The organism is Micromonospora sp. C31, assembly GCF_018070575.1.
In the GTDB taxonomy this organism is placed as follows: Bacteria; Actinomycetota; Actinomycetes; order Mycobacteriales; family Micromonosporaceae; genus Micromonospora.
This window is the reverse complement of the sequence record NZ_JAGPXN010000013.1, coordinates 160,349-178,313: the sequence shown is the minus strand read 5'-3', so window position 1 is coordinate 178,313 and position 17,965 is coordinate 160,349. Positions and strand designations below refer to the sequence as shown.

Genomic DNA, 17,965 nt, shown 5'->3' with positions numbered 1-17,965 from the left:
TCGCCGGTCGATGAGGAATATGGGGGCCGTTCCCCGTACCGGTCGCCGGAGTCGCGGTGACATTCTCGTTGCCGTCCGTCGGCGACGAGTTTCTGGAGTGGTGCGCATGGACGAGCGGATACGGGTACAGGTCGTCGCCGCCGACCCGGCGGTCCGGGTCGGCGTCGACGACATGGTGCGGATGTGCCCGGAGCTGACCGTGGCGGTCGACCGGCCGGACGTGGTGCTGGTGATGACCGACGAGGTCGGCGACGCGGTGCTGGTCCTGGTGCGTTCGCTGTCCCGCGCCGGCCGGCGGGTGCTGCTGGTGGTCGACACGTTGCGGGAGTCGGACGTGGTCGAGGCCGTGGAGGCGGGTGCCGGCGGGCTGCTGCGCCGGTGCGAAATCGGCCCGGACCGGCTGCGTCCGGCGATCCGGGCGACGGCGGACGGCAACTTCACCGTGCCGTCGGACCTGCTCACCGGGGCCGGCGACCGGGTGCCGGAACGGCCGGCGGTCCGGCAGCTCACCAAGCGGGAGCGGGCGGTGCTGCTCATGCTCGCCGACGGGCACGAGACCGAGGAGATCGCGCGTTCGCTGGCATACTCGGTCCGTACCGTGACCGGCATCGTGCACGCGATCACCCGCCGCTGGCAGGTGCGCAACCGGGCGCACGCCGTGGCGTGCGCCCTGCGCGAGGGGCTGATCTGAGTGGGACGTGACGGACCGAGCCGGGTCAGATCAGCCCGTGCCGGATGGCGTACGCGGTCGCGTGGACCCGGTTGGAGACCTGCAACCGGGCCATGAGGTCGTAGATCATGTTCTTCACGCTGTGTGGTGAGCAGCGCAGTTCCCGCGCGATCCCCGCGTTGTCGTACCCCTCGGCGACGAGTTCGAGCACCCGGAGCTGCTGGGCGGTGAGTACGGGCTTCGACGCGTTCCTCATGATCGTCTCCTGGGCGGTGTGGGGTGACCTACCGACTCAGGCTAGGAACGGCTCGTCGCTCACCCATCGGGCCGCTGCACCCAGATTGCCGACCGCCGCCCCCGCATTTTCCACGCCGGGGTCCACGACCCACCGCCGGGCCAACCGCCCGACCGCCTGCTCGGGACGACGCACCGCCGCGGCGAGGATCCCGCTGAAGCCGTCGGCGAAGGAAGCCGCCCGGTCGGCGGTGAACAGGTCGTCGTGGTACTGCAGGCACCCGGCCAGCAGCGGCCCTTCCTCCCGTACGGTGAGCAGCAGGTCGAACGGGGAACCGCCCTGGCCGTGCCCGAACGGCTCGGCGGCGACCCCGGGCAGCCGGAGCCGGCCGGTCAGGTCCCCGAGAAGTTGGAAGGCGACCTGGACCACCGGGTTGTGGCGCAGGTCGCGCTTCGGGCGCAGCGCCGTCACCAGCCGGTCGAAGGGCAGTCCCTGGTGTCGGTACCCGGCCAGCGCCACATTCCGTACCCGGAACAGCAGGTCGGTGAAGGCGGCCTCGGACGGGCAGGGCACCCGCAGGGCGAGGGTGTTGACGAACATCCCGATCCCGTTCTCGGCCTGCTCGGTGTCGCGGTTCGCGGCGAACGTGCCGACCACCAGGTCGTCGCGGCCGGCGAGTCGTCCTATCAGCACGGTGAACGCGGTGAGCAGCACCATGAACGGGGTCGAGCCGGTGGCCCGGGCCAGCGTCCGCACCCCGGCGCTGGTCTCCGCCGACAGGCCGAAGCGGACGGTGGCCCCGGTCTGCCGCAGCCGCGCCGGCCGGGGCAGGTCGGTCGGGAGATCCAGGGTGGGCGGCACGCCGGCGAGGTGCCGACGCCAGTAGTCGAGGTCGATCGGGTCGGTCGGCGGCAGCGGGGCCGGCGGCAGCGGCTCGACGGCCGCCGTGTCGCCCTGGCGGCGCCGCGCGTACGCCTGGCAGAGGTCGCGCCACAGCATTTCCATCGACCAGTCGTCGGCGACGATGTGGTGGATGGCGGCGGCCAGGACGTGCTCCTCGGGGGCCAGCCGCAGCAGGGCGACCCGGAGCAGCGGCCCCTCGGCGAGCGCGAACGGCACGGCGGCGAGCCGGTCGACGGCCACCCGCGCCTCGGTGGCGTCGGCCACGGTGCGCACCTCGACCGGCACCCGGGCGTCCGGCCCGGTCTCCGCGTACGGCACGCCGCGCCGGGACCGGAAGGTGGTCCGCAGGGCCGGGTGCCGGCGCACCGTGTCCGCCAGGGCGGCGCGCAGCGCGTCGACGTCGACCGGTCCGCGCAGGCGGTAGGACTCGACCATCGTGTAGGTGGTCGATCCCGGATCGAGCTGGTCGGCGAACCAGATCCGGTGCTGGGCGGGGCTGAGCGGCCCCGTGACCGTCCGGCCGGCGTCGTCGTCCGGTGCATCCGGCCGGGGCCGGCCGGCTGCGGCACCCCCGCCGGTCGCCGTTGCACCCCCGGCAGTCAACCCGACTAGTTCGGCCACGGTGGCGGTGAGCACGTCGGCGGGGGAGAGCGACCGGCCCCACAGGTGCCGGACGCGGGAGCAGACGCGGGTGGCCGCCAGGGAATCGCCGCCCAGCTCCACGAAGGTGTCGTGCACGCCGACCGGCCCGCCGCCGAGCACCTCGGCCCAGATGCCGGCGAGCCGGCGCTCGTCGTCGGTACGCGGGTCGACCCGCTCCCCGCCGCCGACGAGCCGGTGTCCGTCGGGTGCGGGCAGGGCCGCCCGGTCCAGTTTGCCGCTCGGGCCGACCGGCAACGCCGGTACGGCCACGAACACCGACGGGACCAGGTACCCGGGCAGCCGTTCGGCGAGGTGGGACCGGAGCACCCGGACGCCGGGGACGGCGCCGGCCACCACGTACCCGACGAGTTGCCCGGCGTGCACGGCCGTGGCGGCGGCCCGCACCCCCGGCACGGTACGCAGCGCGGCATCGATCTCACCGAGCTCGACCCGGTGGCCCCGGACCTTGACCTGGTGGTCGATCCGGCCCAGGTAGTCCACCGCCCCGTCGGGCAGCCGCCGGGCCAGGTCTCCCGTGCGGTACAGCCGGGAGCCGGGCGCCCCGAACGGGTCGGGGACGAACCTGTCGGCCGTCAGCCCGGGCCGGCCCAGATAGCCGCGGGCGAGCTGCACGCCGGCCAGGCAGAGTTCGCCGACCTCCGCCGGTTCGCCGCGCCCGTCGAGGATGTGGGTGCGGGTGTTCGCCACCGCGTGGCCGATGCTGACCGGCTCACCCGCCTGGCAGCGCGACCCGGTCACCTCCACCGCCGCCTCGGTCGGGCCGTAGAGGTTGAGCAGCTCGCAGCCGATCAGCTCGTCGGCTTCGGCAACCAGGTCGTCGGTGAGCTCCTCGCCGCTGCAGACGATCCGGCGCAGGGTGGGTAAGCGGGCGCCGGTGTCGCGCACCTCGGCGAGGAACACCCGCAGCATCGACGGTACGAAGTGGATCGCGGTGATTCCGTGCCCGCGGATCGTGTCGACGAGGTAGGCCGGGTCGCGGTGTCCGCCCGGGCGGGCCATCACCAGCCGCGCGCCAGCGGCCAGGGTGCCGAAGACCTCCGGCACCGAGACGTCGAAGCCGTACGGGGTCTTCTGGAGCACCCGGTCGTCGGGGCCCAGCGGATGCGCGTCCAGCCCCCAACGGACCCGGTTGACGATGGCCCGGTGCGGGACCACCACGCCCTTGGGCCGGCCCGTGGACCCGGAGGTGTAGATGACGTACGCCGGGTGTTCCGCGTCGACGGTGACCCGCGGTGCCCGGGCCGGCCGACCGCTGGTCTCCCGGCTCACCGGCACGACGGCGACGCTCGGGCCCAGCTCGGCGAGGACCGGCAGGTCCGGGTCGGCCACCACGGTGTCCAGCCGCGCGTCGGTGACCAGGAAGGTGAGTCGCCGGGCCGGGTGGTCCGGGTCCAGCGGCACGTAGGCGGCTCCGGCGGTGAGGACGCCGAGCAGGGCCACCACCATGTCGCCGCCCCGGTGCAGGCACACCCCGACCCGGGACTCCGGGCCGACGCCCCGCGCGCCCAGCAGGTCGGCGAGCCGGTCGGCCCGCCCCACCAGTCCGGCGTAGCTGAGCCGTCCGCGCTCGGTGACCACCGCGACGGCGTTCGGGGTGCGGGCCGCCTGCTCGTGCACCAGCTCGTGCAGGGCCGGTCGTCCCGGGTACCTCCTGGCCGTGTCGTTCCACGGTGCGACGCCCGGCTCAGTCGGCATCCGGGTCCTCCGGCGGCAGGGTCAGGAAGTCCGGCAGCCGGGTGCCGAGGCCGTCCCGCTCCGCGGCCCGGCGCACCAGCTCGGCCACGGCGAGGTCGAGCACGCCCAGGCCGAACGGGGAGTAGACCGTGACCCGTTCCGGGTCGTGCCGCCAGCCGGTCCCGCCCAGGATCTCGCCGATGCCGGCGGCGATGAGGCCCCGGTCGCCGGTCTCCTGCTCCGCCAGGTGCAGCGAGGTGGCCGCCCGGCAGACGTGGTCGGCGTCGTCGACCACGTTGACCGCGCTGCGGATGTCCGCCGGGAAGATGTCGCGCAGCGACAGGTGCAGCACGAGCGCCCCCGGCCGGCAGTGTGCCAACCCCAGGTGCGGTACGCCCGCCGTCGTAGCCAGGCAGACCAGTGGGTGGGCGCCGAGCGCCTCCTCGACGTCCCCGGCGACGCTCACCTTCAGGTCCCACCGCGCGCAGCGCCGGGCGAACGCGGCGGCTCGCCCGGCGTCCAGGTCGAAGACGGTCACCTCCGTCAGACCGGGCAGCGCCGCGCGGAGGAACCGCAGCACCTCGAAGTTGATCACGCCGCAGCCGATCAGGGAGACGCCGCCGGCCGGCGGGGCGAGGGCGCCGGCGGCCAGGGCGGCGCTGGCGGCCGTACGGCGGGCGGAGATCGTGGAGCCCTCGATCAGCGCGACCGGGTGGCCGTCCGCCATGGAGTTGACGACGATCGCGGCGGAGGCGCGGGCCAGCCCCCGGTCGATGTTGCCGGGGAATGACGAGATCCACTTCATGCCGGCGACCGGGGAGTCGTCGCCCAGGTACGCGGGCAGTCCGATGATCCGGTTGCGGGCGTCCTCCGGGAACCGCAGGAACACCGAGTGCGGCAGCACCGTACGCCCCCGTGCGTGCAGGACGTAGGCGCGGCGGACCGCGTCCAGGACGGCGTCCTCCCGGTCGGCCAGGATCTGCCGGACCTCGCCGGCGGATACGATCAGCATGGCGGCACGTCCACGGTCCGGTCCCTCCACAGGTGGGTGACGTCGCCGAAGTGCCCGGTCACCCAGTCGTCGTCGTAGATCGTGTTCAGGTAGCGCTCACCCCGGTCAGGGAAGATCAGCGCGCAGGTCGCGCCGGCCGGGATCAGGTCACGCAACTGCTCCAGGGCGGCCACCACCGCGCCGGACGACCCACCGGCGAGGATGGCCTCCCGGCGGACCAGCCGGCGGCACCCGGCCACGCAGTCCAGGTCGTCGACGTGCATCACCTTGTCGGCCAGCCCGTCCCGGTAGAGCTTCGGCCGGATTCCCGCGCCGTGGCCGGGGATGAGTCGCTTGCGTGGGGGGTGGTCACCGAAGATCGCGCTGCCCGCGGCGTCCACCGCGACGATGGTCAGCGCCAGTTCGTGCCGGCGCGCGTAGTCGGCACAGCCGCGCAGCGTGCCGCAGGAACTGGTCGCGCAGAACAGGAAGTCCAGCGGGGTGGGCACGCCCTCGACGATCTCCCGCATGGTGGTCTCGTGGGCGCGGGGGTTCAGCGGGTTGGCGTACTGGTCCGGCCACCAGGCGTTCGGGACGCTGTCGACCAGTTCCTGGACCCGGCGGATCCGTTGCGGCAGGTACTCGCCCGTGGCCGGGTCGGTGCGGGTCACCACCTCCACCTCGGCGTCGAACGCGCGCATGACCGCGATGTTCTGCGCGTTCGTCCGGGGGTCCACCACGCAGATGAACCGGATGCCGAAGTAGCGGCACACCTGGGCCAGCCCGATGCCGAGATTGCCCGAACTGGACTCGACCACCACCGACCGGCCAGGTTGCAGCTCCCCGGCCCGGAGCCGGTCGATCAGCATGCCCAGCGCCGAGCGGTCCTTGATGCTGCCGCCCGGGTTGTGCGCCTCCAACTTCGCCCACAGGGTGAACGGGGCGTCCGGCATGAGCTTGTCCAGCCGGACCAGTGGGGAGCCGCCGATCGTGTTCAGCACCCCGCCGACATCGGTCTCATCGGCCCGCATGTTCACTCCCGCTACGGGGATCCGTAGCGGCCCGCAGGGTGCTGCCGGGAACGGTCGCGGTGCCGGGGATCGCCTCGGCCGGGTCGTCGGTGGTGCCGAGCATCCGGTTGGCCTCGTCCACCATCACCACCCGGGGCGAGTACCCCTTGGCGTCCGGGTCGATCATCGCCGCGTAGCTGATGATGATGACCAGGTCGCCGGGGTGGATCAGCCGGGCGGCGGCCCCGTTGATCCCGATGACCCCGCTGCCGCGCCTGCCGGGGATCACGTACGTCTCCAGGCGGGCGCCGTTGTTGACGTCCACCACGTGCACCTGCTCGCCGGCGAGCAGGTCGGCGGCGTCCATCAGGTCCTCGTCGATGGTCAGCGAGCCGACGTAGTGCAGGTCGGCCTGGGTGACCACCGCGCGGTGGATCTTCGATTTGAGTATGGTGCGCAACACCTTCAGCTCCTCCTTGGGGGCTCGATCGGCAGAAAGCTCGCTCGACGTATCGAGCGGCTCAGCGTCGCCAGGGCGGCGAGCAGGACCATCCAGACGGCCATCGACCACGCGGCGTGTGCCGGCCCGAGCGACTCCAGCAGGTAGCCCCCGGCCAGGGAACCGAGCGCGACCGCGCCGTTGGCCAGCAGGCTGACCGCGCTGAGCACCCGGCCCTGGATGTGGTCGGGGGTGAGGGCCATCTGGTATCCGGCGACCGCCACGTTCCAGATCGGCCCCACGAACCACATCAGGGCGTAAGCGGCGCCGATCAGGTAGCGGTCGTCGGTGAGGGCGATGACGCAGGTCATCAGCGCCCACATCCAGTTCGCGGCGATGACGATCGCGCGCATCGGGAAGCGTCCGGCGCACCACGTCGCGACCAGTGAGCCGAGCACCCCGCTGGTGCCGGCCACACCGAGCAGCAGGCCGATGGCGGCCGGGGCCGCCCCGGCGGCCTCGAACGCCACGATGATGATCAAGAACAGGACGCGGAACAGCAGGTTGCTCCCGGCGACCAGCAGGGTGGCCGTGCGCAGGAACGGCTGGCCCCACAACCAGCGCAGCCCGTGGGTGAGTTCGGCGGCCAGCTTCCCGGTGCCGGGTCCGGTGCCGGTCGCGCTGCCCGGTGCGGCCTGGAAGTCGCGGCGGATGAACAGCAGCGTCAGCAGGGAGACCAGGTAGGAGACCGTGTCCAGCACGAACGGCCAGATGCGCCCCAACCCGAACAGCGCCCCGCCGAGCGGGGTACCGGCCATCACCGCGGCCCGCTCACGGGCCTCGTTGCGCGACAGCGCGGTGGTCACCTGGCTCGGGTGCACCACGTTCGGGATCGCGGCGCCGGCTGCCAGCTCGTACCCGACCGACAACGTCCCCTCAACGAAACCGACGGTCAGCACGTGCCACAGGTGCAGCTCGTCGACGGCGATCGCCGCCACGATGCTGCCCACCCCCAACGCCCGCAGCACGTCGCACCAGATCATCACCCGCTTGCGGTCCCACCGGTCCACCAGCGCCCCGGCCGGCAGCTGGAACAGCAGCGTCGGCACCAGCGCCACGAAACCGGCCAGCCCGGCGGCGCCCGGCGAGCCGGTCAGTGCCAGCACCAGCAGCGGGTACGCCACCAGCGATGCGGTCGAGCCGAGCATGGAGACCGCCGACCCGCTCCACAACAGCAGGAAGTCCCGGTTGCGGTGCAGCGGCGGGATCCGCTCCCCGGCGACCGGATCGTCGACCCGGCTCACCGGTCGCGGCCGATCCGGCGGTGACCGGCCGGCCCCCCGCGCGGGCTCACCGGGCACCCCGGCGGGCGGCCACGTCGGCCAGCCGGTTGCGGGCGCTCAGCCTGGGGACTTCCGGCCGGTCCTCCCGCTTCGGGTAGCCGGGCAGCGCCCCGACCAGCCGGGCGACGGTGGGGTGGTCGAACAGGGCCCGGACCGGCACGTCGACGCACAGCAGGGTACGGAGCCGGACCGCGACCCGGGTGGCCAGCAGCGAGTGCCCGCCGAGCTGGAAAAAGTCGTCGTGCACTCCCACCTCGTCGGTGCCGAGCACCTCGCCCCACACCTGCGCGACCGTCCGCTCGTCGCCGGTGCGCGGCGCCACCCGCACGGGTTCCCGCCGCCCGGTGGCACCGGGTTGCGGCACCGGCAGGGCGTTCCGGTCGACCTTGCCGGTCGGGGTGAGTGGAAGGGCGTCCAGCGTCAGGTAGGCGGCCGGGCACATGTAGTCGGGCAGGGTACGGAGCAGGAACTCGCGCAGCCGCTCGCCGGCCGGTACCGGGTGCCGCCCCCCGCCGACCAGGTACGCGACCAGCTCCTGCTCCCCGCCGTACCGCTGCGGGTGCACCACGGCGGCCCGGACGTCGTCGTGGGCCAGCAGCGCCGCCTCGATCTCGGCCGGTTCGATCCGGTGCCCCCGGATCTTCACCTGGTGGTCGACCCGGCCGAGGATCTCCAGGTGCCCGTCGGTGTGCCAGCGGGCCAGGTCACCGGTGCGGTACATGCGTGCACCCGGCACCCCGGCGTGCGGATCGGGCACGAACTTCTCCGCCGTGAGCGCGGGCCGGGCGCGGTAGCCCCAGGCGACCCCGTCCCCGCCGATGTGGATCTCGCCGGGGACGCCCACCGGTACCGGCTCCAGCCGCTCGTCGAGCACGTGGAGCCCGGCGTTCGGGGCCATGCCGAAGTCGACGGGCCGACCGTCCGGAGCCAGCCGGGTGGCGGTGGACCAGACCGTGGTCTCGGTCGGCCCGTAGACGTCCCACACGGTGGCCCCGGTCGAGGCGAGCCGGACCGCCAGGTCGGTCGGCAGCCTCTCGCCGCCGCAGAGGACGGTCGCACCGGGTGGTGCGGACCAGCCGGAGTCCAGCAGCATCCGGTACGTCACCGGGGTGGCCTGGAGCACCGCCGGCCCGGCGGTCCGGATCAGCTCGGCCATCCGCTGCGGGTCCCGGGTCTGCTCCGCGTCGGCCACCACCACCCGGCCGCCGACCAGCAGCGGCAGGTACAGCTCCAGCACCGAGGGGTCGAACGACACGGTGGTCAGGCCGACCACGGTGGCCGCCGCCGGCAGACCCGGCCTCTGCCGCATCGCGGCGAGGAAGTTGCCCAGCCCCCGGTGGCTGATCATCACCCCCTTCGGGGTGCCGGTCGATCCCGAGGTGTAGATGACGTACGCCAGGTCGTCGGTGGAGGGCCGGTCGGCCAGCCGCTGCTCCCGACGGGCGGCGATCGCCGCGCGCTCGGCGTCCAGCAGTACCGTCCGGATTCCGGCGGCGTCCAGCCGCCCGGCCAGCGCGGTCTCCGTCACCAGCACCTGCGCACCGGCGTCGGCCAGCATGAAGGCGGTCCGCTGTGCCGGGTGTTCCGGGTCCAGCGGCAGGTACGCGCCACCGGCGGCCAGCACCGCGAGGAACGCCACGACCAGGTCCGCGCTCCGGTTCAGGTGTACCCCGACCAGCGTCCCCGGCCCGACACCCAGCTCCCGTAGGTGGTGGGCGAGGCGGTTGGTCCGGCGCTCCAGCTCGGCGTAGCTGAGCACGTCGTCGCCGAAGACCACCGCGTCCGCGCCCGGGGTGGCCGCCACCTGCCGGGCGACCAGCTCGGGCAGCGTCCCGTCCGGGACCGGCAGCGCTGCGCCGGCACCGAGACCGAGTAGGACGCGCCGGTCGGCCTCCGGCAGCCCCACCCGGCGCGGGTCACCCGCCGGGTCGGCGACCATCGCCTCCAGCACCCGCCGGTAGGTCCGGGTGAGCAGGTCCAGGTGGGAGTCCGAGATCCGGTCGGTGCCGGCCTCGATGATCAGCTGACCGGGCTCGCTGGACACCGAGAGACCGAACTCGTTCGGGGTGGTGTCGGTGATCGCCGAACGGTCGATGCCGTCCAGGTCGAGCACGTGCATGTCGGTGTAGTTGAAGAAGACGTCCACCAGGGGCCGCTGGTCGCCCCACTCGCGTTGCATCGCCGGCAGCGGGTAGTGCCGGTGCGGCCAGAGCGCGACCTCCCCGGCGAAGACCAGGCGGGCCTGTGCGGCCCAGCTCGACCCGGTCAGCTCCACGGCGAACGGCACGGTGTTGAGGAACATTCCCCGCACCTGGTCGCCGTCGGTCAGCTCGGGTCGCCCGTTGCAGACCAGCCCGCTGTGGAAGCGCCGCTGCCCGGTCACGGTGCCCAGCACGGTCAGGTGCGCGGTGAACAGCAGGCTCTTCAGCGGTACGTCCGCCGTCCGGGCCAGCTCCCGCAGGCCCGGCACCAGGTCGGCGAAGGGCAACCGCACCGCCCGGTACCGGGCCCCCCCACCCGCCCACGCCGCCGGGATGCCGAGCCGCTCGTGGGTCCGTACCCGGGACGCCCAGAACTTCCGGTCCACCCCGGCGGCCACCGCCCGTCGTTCGAGCGCCACCGCGTCGGCGAACCGGACGGCCGGTACGCCGGCGGGCCGCGGATCCCGCCCGTCCCGGATCCGGCGGTAGTACGCCAGCAGCTCCGGGACCAGCGAGTTCTGGCTCCAGCCGTCGAGGATGGCGTGGCTGTAGCTGACCAGCAGCCGCCACCGGTCGTCGGCCAGCCGGTAGGCGTGCAGCCGCAGCAGCGACGGCGTACCCAGGTCGAAGCGGTCCCGCCGCTCCTCGGCGACCAGCCGGGCCACCGTGGTCTCCTGCTCGGCGGCCGGGACGCCCCGCAGGTCGGTGTGGCCGACCCGGATCTCCGCGGTCTGGTGGATCAGCTGCAGCGGCTCGCGGTAACCGGTCAGGTCGATCGAGGCCCGCAGGATCTCGTGCCGGGCGGCGAGCAGCTGGGCGGCGGCGTGCAGGGCGGGCAGCGAGAACGCGTCGCCCTCGACCGGATAGCAGAGGCTGTTCAGGTAGAGGTCGCCGGTCGGGTCGGCGAGCGTCTCGTACGCCATGCCGGCCTGCACCATCGACAGCGGGTACGCGTCGACGACGCCGTCGGGCAGTCGGGCCCGGTCCTCCTCGCCGATCAGCGCGAAACGGTCCACCAGGCGGGTGGCCTCGGCCGGCAGTCCGCACTGCCGGGCGTCGACGGCCTCGGCGAGTTCGGCGACCGTCCGGTAGCGGAAGAGGTCCGTGACGGTGAGGTCGAGCCCCTGGTCGCGGAGGTGTCCGACGACCCGGATGGCGCGGATGCTGTCGCCGCCGATGTCGAAGAAGCGGTCGTGGATGCCGACCGGTCGGTCGTGTCCGCCCGCGTCGGCGGGGTCGGCCCCACGACCGTCGGTGAGGGCGTGGGCGTAGGCGGTGGCGACGAGGTGCTGGGTGGGGGTGCCGGGCGGGGTGTGGTCGGCGGTCCGCGCGGTGGGGTCGTGGGGCGGGGGGAGCGCGTTGCGGTCGATCTTCCCGCTGCTGGTCAGCGGGAGCTCGGTGAGGGTGATCCAGTGGGTGGGGACCATGTACTCGGGCAGCCGCGCGCGCAGGTGGGCGCGCAGGGTGTCGGCGTCGACGGTGTGGCCGTCGGCGGCGACGAGGTAGGCGGCGAGTCGTCGGTCGTCGCCGGGTCCGTGCGGGTGGACGACGGCGGCCCGGACGTTGGGGTGGTCGGCGAGGGTGGTTTCGATCTCGCCGAGTTCGATGCGGTTGCCGCGGATCTTGACCTGGTGGTCGAGCCGGCCGAGGTACTCGATGGTGCCGTCCGGACGCCAGCGCGCCTGGTCGCCGGTGCGGTAGGCGCGTTGCCCGTCGTCGGTGGGGGTGAAGCGGGCGGCGGTGAGCGCGGGCCGGCGGTGGTAGCCGCGGGCCAGCTGGACGCCGGTGAGAAGGAGTTCTCCAGGGACGCCGACGGGTACCGGGTTGCCCCAGGGGTCGTGGATGTGGGCGCCGGTGTTGGCGATGGGGGAGCCGATGGTGACGCTCTGCCGGGGGTGGACACGGGTGGCCGTCACGTCGACGGCGGCCTCGGTGGGCCCGTAGAGGTTGTGCAGCTCGACGTCGAGGTGGGCGTGCACGCTGGCGGCGAGGTCGTCGGTGAGGGCCTCACCGGAGCAGACGATGCGGCGGAGGTGGGGCAGGGCGGTGCGGGTGGTGGCGAGGTGGGCGGTGAAGGCGCGCAGCATCGAGGGGACGAAGTGGACGGTGGTGACGTGCCGCCGGTTGATGGTCTCGGCGAGGTAGGTGGGGTCGCGGTGCCCGTCGGGGCGGGCCATGACGAGGGTGGCACCGGTGGTCAGGGGCCAGAAGAACTCCCAGACGCTGACGTCGAAGGTGTGCGGGGTCTTCTGCAGGATCCGGTCGGTGTGGTCGAGGCGGTAGGTGTCCTGCATCCAGCGGAGCCGGTTGACGATGGCGCGGTGGTCGACGAGGACGCCCTTGGGGCGGCCGGTGGAGCCCGAGGTGTAGATCAGGTAGGCGGGGCCACGGTCGTCGACGATGGCGCCGGGTCGTCCGACGGGTTCGTCGGCGAGCGTCGGGTCGTCGAGGTGGACCCGCGGGCCGGGGTGCCAGTCGTGCTGGTCGGGGGCGTCGACCAGGGTGACGGGGTCGCCGGCGTCGGCGAGCATCCAACGGAGCCGGTCGACGGGGTGGGTGGGGTCGAGCGGGAGGTAGGCCGCGCCGGTCTTGAGCACGGCGACGAGGGCCACGGCGAGGGCGACGCGGCGTCGCGCGCTGACGCCGACGATCCGCTCGGGGCCGGCGCCGAGGGCGATCAGCCGGTGGGCGAGCTGGTTGGCGCGGGCGTCGAGCTGGGCGTACGTCAGCTCGTGCTGGTCGTCGGCCACGGCGACCGCGTCGGGGGTGGCGTCGGCCTGGGCCTCGACCAGCCGGTGCAGCAGCGTGTCGTGGGGGTGGTCGACGGCGGTGTCGTTCCAGGCCGCGAGTTGGGCCGTCTCGGCGTCGGTGAGCATGGGCAGCCGGGTGACCGGGGCGTCCGGATCGGTGACGACGGCGCTCAGCAGCCGCCGGTAGTGCCCGGCCAGCCGCCGCACGGTCGCGTCGTCGAACAGCGCCGTCGCGTACTCGACGACCCCGGAGAAGGAGCCGTCCGCCTCCTCGGTCATCTGCACGGTCAGGTCGAACTTCGCGGTGTGCCAGAGCGTCGGCACCTGCCGCGCGCGCAGCCCCGCCCCGTCGAAGTCGGCCCCCGTGGCGTTCTGCATCACGAACATGGTCTGGAACAGCGGGTTGCGGGACAGGTCCCGCTGCGGGGACAGCGCGTCCACGATCCGTTCGAACGGCACGTCCTGGTGCGACTGCGCGTCCAGCACCGCCTCCCGGACCCGGGCCAGCACCTCGACGAAGCTCGGCTCGCCGGACAGGTCGGTCCGCAGCACCAGCGTGTTGACGAAGTACCCGATCAGGTCCTGGACCTCGGGGCGGGTACGCCCGGCGACCGGGGTGCCCACCGCGACGTCGGTCTGCCCGGTGTAGCGGGTCAGCAGGATCTGGAAGGCGGCCAGCAGCACCATGAACGGGGTCGCCCGGCGCTGCCGCCCGATCGAGGCGAGGGTGCGACCGAGGTCGGCCGGCACGGTGAACGGCAGCGTCGCGCCCCGAGGATCCTGCACCGGCGGGCGGGGCCGGTCGGTCGGCAGCTCCAGCGGCACGAGGCCGGCCAGCCGGTCGCGCCAGTGGTCGAGCTGCCCGGTCAGGCCGGCCGCCCGTTCCCGCTGCCGCACCGAGAAGTCCGCGTACTGCAGACGCAGCGGGGCGAGCGGGGACGGCTCGCCGGCGACCAGCGCCGGATAGAGCGCGCCGAGTTCCCGGGCCAGTACGCCGACGGACCAGCCGTCGAACGCGATGTGGTGGGCGACCAGCACCATGACGTGCTCGTCCTCGGCGAGGCGGACCAGCCGGACCCGCAGCGGCGCGTCCCGACCCAGGTCGAACGGAGTGCCCGCCTCGTGGCGGATCAGCGCGTCCAGCCGCTCCCGCCGCTCCGCCGCGACGCATCCGGTCAGGTCGACGACGGGCAGCTCGACCGGCTCGGCCGGACCGACCACCTGGCTCGGCCGGCCGTCCATGACCTGGTAGCGGGTCCGCAGCACCTCGTGCCGCCGAATGATCTCCCGCCAGGCGTCGCGGAGGGCCACCGGGTCCAGCGGGCCGGTCAACCGCCAGCGGAACGGCACGACGTACTCCGCGCCGCCGGGCCGGATCTGGTCGAGCAGCCACACCCCCTGCTGCGGGTAGGACAGCGGCAGCGGGCCGGTCGGTCGCCGCGGCGAACTCGGGGTGACCGGCGACCGGTCCAGGGCCCGCCCGGCCAGCAGCGCCTCCACCAGCGCCCGACGACGGGCGTCGGTCGTGGTCGGGGACGAATCCTCGGGCATCGTCATTCCTCGCCCACCTGTGCCAACATCGTCTCCAATTCGGACTCGGACATTCCCGCCACCCGTTCCTCGACGGCCCGCTCAAGGACCGTCGCCAGTTCTGCCACGGTCGGCGCCTCGAAGACCGCACTGACCGGCAGGTCGACCGGGAACCGCTCGTGCAGCAACGCGACGACCCGGGTGGCCAGCAGGGAGTGACCGCCGAGGTCGAAGAAGTCGTCGTGGGTACCGCAGCGGTCGACGCCCAGCACCTCGGCCCACACCTCGGCCACGACCCGTTCGGTGGGGGTACGCGGCGCCACCGTCGGTGCGTCGGGCACCGGGCCGGCTGCGGCGGGCTCCGGCAACCGCCCGCGGTCGACCTTTCCGCTGCCGGTCAGCGGCAGGTCGTCGAGCGTCACCCAGCGCTGCGGGACCATGTGCTCCGGCAACCGCTCAGCCAGGTACGCGCGGACCGCCAGGTGGTCGACCGGCTCCGGGCCGGCCGGCAGCAGGTACGCGACGAGCTGCGGGCCGCCGGCCGCGCCGTGGCGCACGTCCACCACGACGGCGCGGACGGCGGGATGCCGGCCCAGTACCGACTCGATCTCGCCCAGTTCGATCCGGAAGCCCCTGATCTTCACCTGGTGGTCCCGCCGGCCCAGGTACTCGATGCTGCCGTCCGGCAGGTAGCGGGCCTGGTCGCCGGTGCGGTACATGCGCTGTCCGGGCCGGTCGGCGAACGGGTCGGGGACGAAGCAGGCTGCGGTCAGACCCGGCCGGCCCAGATAGCCCCGGGCGAGCTGGATCCCGGCGAGCACCAGCTCCCCGGGCTCGCCGACCGGCACCGGCCGCAGCGCGACGTCCACGACGTACGTGCGGGTGTTGGCCACCGGCCGGCCGATGGTCACCGCCTCGCCGGGCAGGCAGCGGGTGCTGGTCACCTCGACCGCCGCCTCGGTCGGTCCGTAGAGGTTGAACACCTCGCAGTCGAGCCGGTCGTGCGCCGCGGCCACCAGGTCCGCGGGGAGCGCCTCGCCGCTGCACAGCACCTGCCGGATGGACGGCAGGCTGGCCCGGCCGGCGGGCAGCACGTCCAGGAAGGCGCGCAGCATCGACGGCACGAACCGGATCGAGGTGACCTGCCGTTCGGCCACCACCCGGGCCAGGTACGCCGGATCGCGGTGCCCGCCGGGACGGGCCATCACCAGCGTCGCGCCGGTGGTCAGCGGGGAGAAGAGCTCACACACCGAGACGTCGAAGCCGAACGGTGTCTTCTGGAGCACCACGCCGCCGTCGGCGCCCCGGGCGTCCGGCCTCCAGCGCACCCGGTTGACGATCGACCGGTGCTCCACGACCACGCCCTTCGGTCGGCCGGTGGAGCCGGAGGTGTAGATGACGTAGGCGGCGTTGGCCGGGCCGACGACCGGTTCCGGGTCGCCGTCCGGTAGCTCTCGGCGGTCGTCGTCGACCCGGACCGGGGCGCCGGTGGCGGCGGCGAGCGGCCCGTGGTCGACACCCGGGCCGGTGACGACGGTCGTCGCCCCCGAGTCGGTCAGCAGGTAGCGGATCCGGTCCGCCGGCTGGTCCGGGTCCACCGGCAGGTAGGCGCCACCCGCCTTGAGTACCCCCAGCAGGGCCACCACCAGGTCGACCCCCCGGTGCAGGCACACGCCCACCACCGACTCCGCGTGCACCCCGGCTGCCCGCAGCCGGCGCGCGAGCCGGTTGGCCTCGCGGTTCAGCTCGACGTAGCGGACGGTCCGCTCGTCGGACACCACGGCGATCGCGTCCGGGGTACGCCGTACCTGCTCCTCGACCAGCTCGTGCAGGCACGGGTCGGTCGGATATCCGACCGCGGTGTCGTTCCACCCTGTCGGGACCCGGTGCCCGTCGGCCGCGGTCAGCTTCGCCATGGCGGTCACGACTACCGGCCCGCCGCCTGCTCCATACGCCGGCGCAGGCTGAGCGGGCGCATGTCGGTCCACACCTCGTCGATCCGCTTCAGGCACTCCTCGCGGGTGCCCTCGGTGCCCTCCGCACGCCATCCGAGCGGCAGCTCCCGGTCGCCCAGCCAGATCGAGTACTGCTCCTCGTCGTTCACCACGACCCGGTACGCGCGCTCATCGGTGTTCTCGTCGGACATGCCGGCTCCTCCTCGGGAAGGGCAGCCGTGTCGTACGACACGACACTGGTCCCACTGCCGGTCACACACCCTGCCGGGACGCCGATCGCCGTACGTAGAGAAGAACTGGCAGAAAAACCCGTACCAGCCTTGCCGGGGATTCTCTTTCTGACCCGTGCCTCAGCGGACAGGCTGAGCCGTGCCGCGTGACCGGCAGCCCAGAGGCCGACAGGAGAAGCGATGAGTACGCCCCGGATGACGGTGCCGCCGCTGCCGCGCGGGCCGGCCGAGAGACCGCTTCCGTTCGTCCTGACCGCCGCTACGCCGGGGGAGCCGATCGGCGGGCGGCTGGCCGCCGACCGGGCCGCGATCCGGGCCCGGCTGCGTGCGCACGGGGCCGTCCTGCTGCGCGGGTTCGACGTCGGCGGGGTGGCCGGCTTCGAGGGGGTGGTCCGGGCGCTCTCCGGTGAGCCGCTGGACTACGCCGAGCGCTCGTCGCCCCGTAGCACCATCCAGGGGCGGGTCTACACCTCGACGGACTTCCCGCCGGCCGAGGAGATCTTCCTGCACAACGAGAACTCCTACCAGGCCGACTGGCCCATGACGCTCTACTTCTACTGCCTGCGTACGCCGGCCACCCTGGGCGCCACCCCGCTCGCCGACACCCGCCTGGTGCGCCAGCGCATCGACCCGGCGGTGTCCGCCGAGTTCATCGCCCGGGGCTGGCTGGTGGTGCGCAACTTCCACGAGGGCTTCGGCGTGCCCTGGCAGCGGGCGTTCAACACCGACGACCGCGACGAGGTGTCCCGCTACTGCGCCCGCAGCGGCATCGAGGTGGAGTGGACCGGCTCGGGGCTGCGTACCCGCGCCCGACGCGATGCCGTGCACCGGCACCCGGGAACCGGTGAGCTGCTCTGGTTCAACCACGTGACCTTCTTCCACGTGACCACGCTGGCCGAGGAGGTCTGCGCCGGGCTGCGGGAACTGTTCGACGAGACCGAGCTGCCCACGAACACCTACTACGGCGACGGCGGGTGCATCCCGGACGACGTGGTGGCCCACCTGCGGGACTGCTACCGGGCGGCCCAGCGGCGCTTCGACTGGCAGCGCGACGACGTCCTGGTGGTGGACAACATGCTCGCCGCGCACGCCCGGGAACCGTTCACCGGCGACCGCAGGATCGCCGTGGCGATGGCCGAGCCGTACCGCGCGGCGCTCGCGGCGGCCGGCGCCGCCCCCGGGTGAGCGTCGTCGGTGTGCCGAGGGCCCCCTCGCACACCGCACCGACGGGCGGCTGTTCCGCACGCGTACCGGCGCGGCGGCGGCGTCGCCCACCCGGCAACGGCAACTCCCGACGGCATCGCAGCGATGCCCGGCCCGGACACGGAGGCGAAGACTGATGGCAGACGGCGACAGCCGGTACGTCGGCAC

11 protein-coding genes are annotated in these 17,965 nt (G+C 73.6%); 2 read left to right on the top strand and 9 right to left on the bottom strand.

What is annotated here, in order from left to right; genetic code table 11:
• Nucleotides 1-106: 106 nt before the first annotated feature.
• Nucleotides 107-691, top strand: a complete 585-nt coding sequence (locus KBX06_RS18645; RefSeq protein ID WP_247686173.1) for a response regulator transcription factor — start codon at nt 107-109, stop codon at nt 689-691.
• A 25-nt stretch (nt 692-716) separates the two neighbouring features.
• Here the strand turns inward: KBX06_RS18645 and KBX06_RS18640 are convergent, their stop codons facing one another.
• From KBX06_RS18640 to KBX06_RS18600, 9 genes are read right to left on the bottom strand one after another with little or no spacing between them, the layout of a single operon-like run.
• Entirely contained in the window at nt 717-926 is a 210-nt protein-coding gene (locus KBX06_RS18640; protein WP_121401277.1) for a response regulator transcription factor, read from the bottom strand.
• Between the two features lie 36 nt (nt 927-962).
• The gene (locus KBX06_RS18635) at nt 963-4,166 is read right to left on the bottom strand and encodes a non-ribosomal peptide synthetase (protein WP_210836598.1); all 3,204 of its coding nucleotides are present in this window, start codon (nt 4,164-4,166) and stop codon (nt 963-965) included.
• Nucleotides 4,156-5,157: a 2,3-diaminopropionate biosynthesis protein SbnB gene (gene sbnB / locus KBX06_RS18630; RefSeq protein WP_210836595.1), complete on the bottom strand. Its 1,002-nt coding sequence runs from the start codon at nt 5,155-5,157 to the stop codon at nt 4,156-4,158. Before sbnB ends, KBX06_RS18635 begins: the two co-directional genes overlap by 11 nt.
• The gene (sbnA, locus tag KBX06_RS18625; protein WP_210836593.1) at nt 5,151-6,167 is read right to left on the bottom strand and encodes a 2,3-diaminopropionate biosynthesis protein SbnA; all 1,017 of its coding nucleotides are present in this window, start codon (nt 6,165-6,167) and stop codon (nt 5,151-5,153) included. The genes sbnB and sbnA overlap by 7 nt, the downstream gene beginning before the upstream one ends.
• A complete protein-coding gene (panD, locus tag KBX06_RS18620; RefSeq protein WP_210836591.1) occupies nt 6,154-6,609 on the bottom strand; it encodes an aspartate 1-decarboxylase in 456 nt (151 codons plus the stop codon). Before panD ends, sbnA begins: the two co-directional genes overlap by 14 nt.
• 2 nt (nt 6,610-6,611) lie before the next feature.
• Nucleotides 6,612-7,889: an MFS transporter gene (locus KBX06_RS18615; RefSeq protein ID WP_210836578.1), complete on the bottom strand. Its 1,278-nt coding sequence runs from the start codon at nt 7,887-7,889 to the stop codon at nt 6,612-6,614.
• A gap of 46 nt (nt 7,890-7,935) precedes the next feature.
• Nucleotides 7,936-14,430 carry a non-ribosomal peptide synthetase gene (locus KBX06_RS18610; RefSeq protein WP_210836577.1) on the bottom strand — a complete coding sequence of 2,165 codons (6,495 nt, stop codon included), beginning with the start codon at nt 14,428-14,430 and terminating at the stop codon, nt 7,936-7,938.
• 2 nt (nt 14,431-14,432) lie between these two features.
• Nucleotides 14,433-16,325 carry an amino acid adenylation domain-containing protein gene (locus KBX06_RS18605; protein ID WP_210836675.1) on the bottom strand — a complete coding sequence of 631 codons (1,893 nt, stop codon included), beginning with the start codon at nt 16,323-16,325 and terminating at the stop codon, nt 14,433-14,435.
• An 11-nt stretch (nt 16,326-16,336) separates the two neighbouring features.
• The gene (locus tag KBX06_RS18600) at nt 16,337-16,555 is read right to left on the bottom strand and encodes an MbtH family NRPS accessory protein (protein ID WP_091630286.1); all 219 of its coding nucleotides are present in this window, start codon (nt 16,553-16,555) and stop codon (nt 16,337-16,339) included.
• A gap of 219 nt (nt 16,556-16,774) precedes the next feature.
• On the opposite strand from KBX06_RS18600, the gene KBX06_RS18595 reads away from it, so the two are divergent.
• Nucleotides 16,775-17,779 (top strand): TauD/TfdA family dioxygenase, encoded by a 1,005-nt coding sequence (locus tag KBX06_RS18595; RefSeq protein WP_210836574.1) that lies wholly within the window; start codon nt 16,775-16,777, stop codon nt 17,777-17,779.
• Nucleotides 17,780-17,965: the final 186 nt, after the last annotated feature.

Bases quoted from the DNA above. Each gene is read 5' to 3' on its own strand.
- sbnA (WP_210836593.1), bottom strand. From the start codon at position 6,167: ATGCGGGCCGATGAGACCGATGTCGGCGGGGTGCTGAACACGATCGGC.
- KBX06_RS18635 (WP_210836598.1), bottom strand. From the start codon at position 4,166: ATGCCGACTGAGCCGGGCGTCGCACCGTGGAACGACACGGCCAGGAGG.
- KBX06_RS18610 (WP_210836577.1), bottom strand. From the start codon at position 14,430: ATGCCCGAGGATTCGTCCCCGACCACGACCGACGCCCGTCGTCGGGCG.
- KBX06_RS18605 (WP_210836675.1), bottom strand. From the start codon at position 16,325: ATGGCGAAGCTGACCGCGGCCGACGGGCACCGGGTCCCGACAGGGTGG.
- KBX06_RS18640 (WP_121401277.1), bottom strand. From the start codon at position 926: ATGAGGAACGCGTCGAAGCCCGTACTCACCGCCCAGCAGCTCCGGGTG.
- KBX06_RS18645 (WP_247686173.1), top strand. From the start codon at position 107: ATGGACGAGCGGATACGGGTACAGGTCGTCGCCGCCGACCCGGCGGTC.
- KBX06_RS18595 (WP_210836574.1), top strand. From the start codon at position 16,775: ATGAGTACGCCCCGGATGACGGTGCCGCCGCTGCCGCGCGGGCCGGCC.
- KBX06_RS18600 (WP_091630286.1), bottom strand. From the start codon at position 16,555: ATGTCCGACGAGAACACCGATGAGCGCGCGTACCGGGTCGTGGTGAAC.
- sbnB (WP_210836595.1), bottom strand. From the start codon at position 5,157: ATGCTGATCGTATCCGCCGGCGAGGTCCGGCAGATCCTGGCCGACCGG.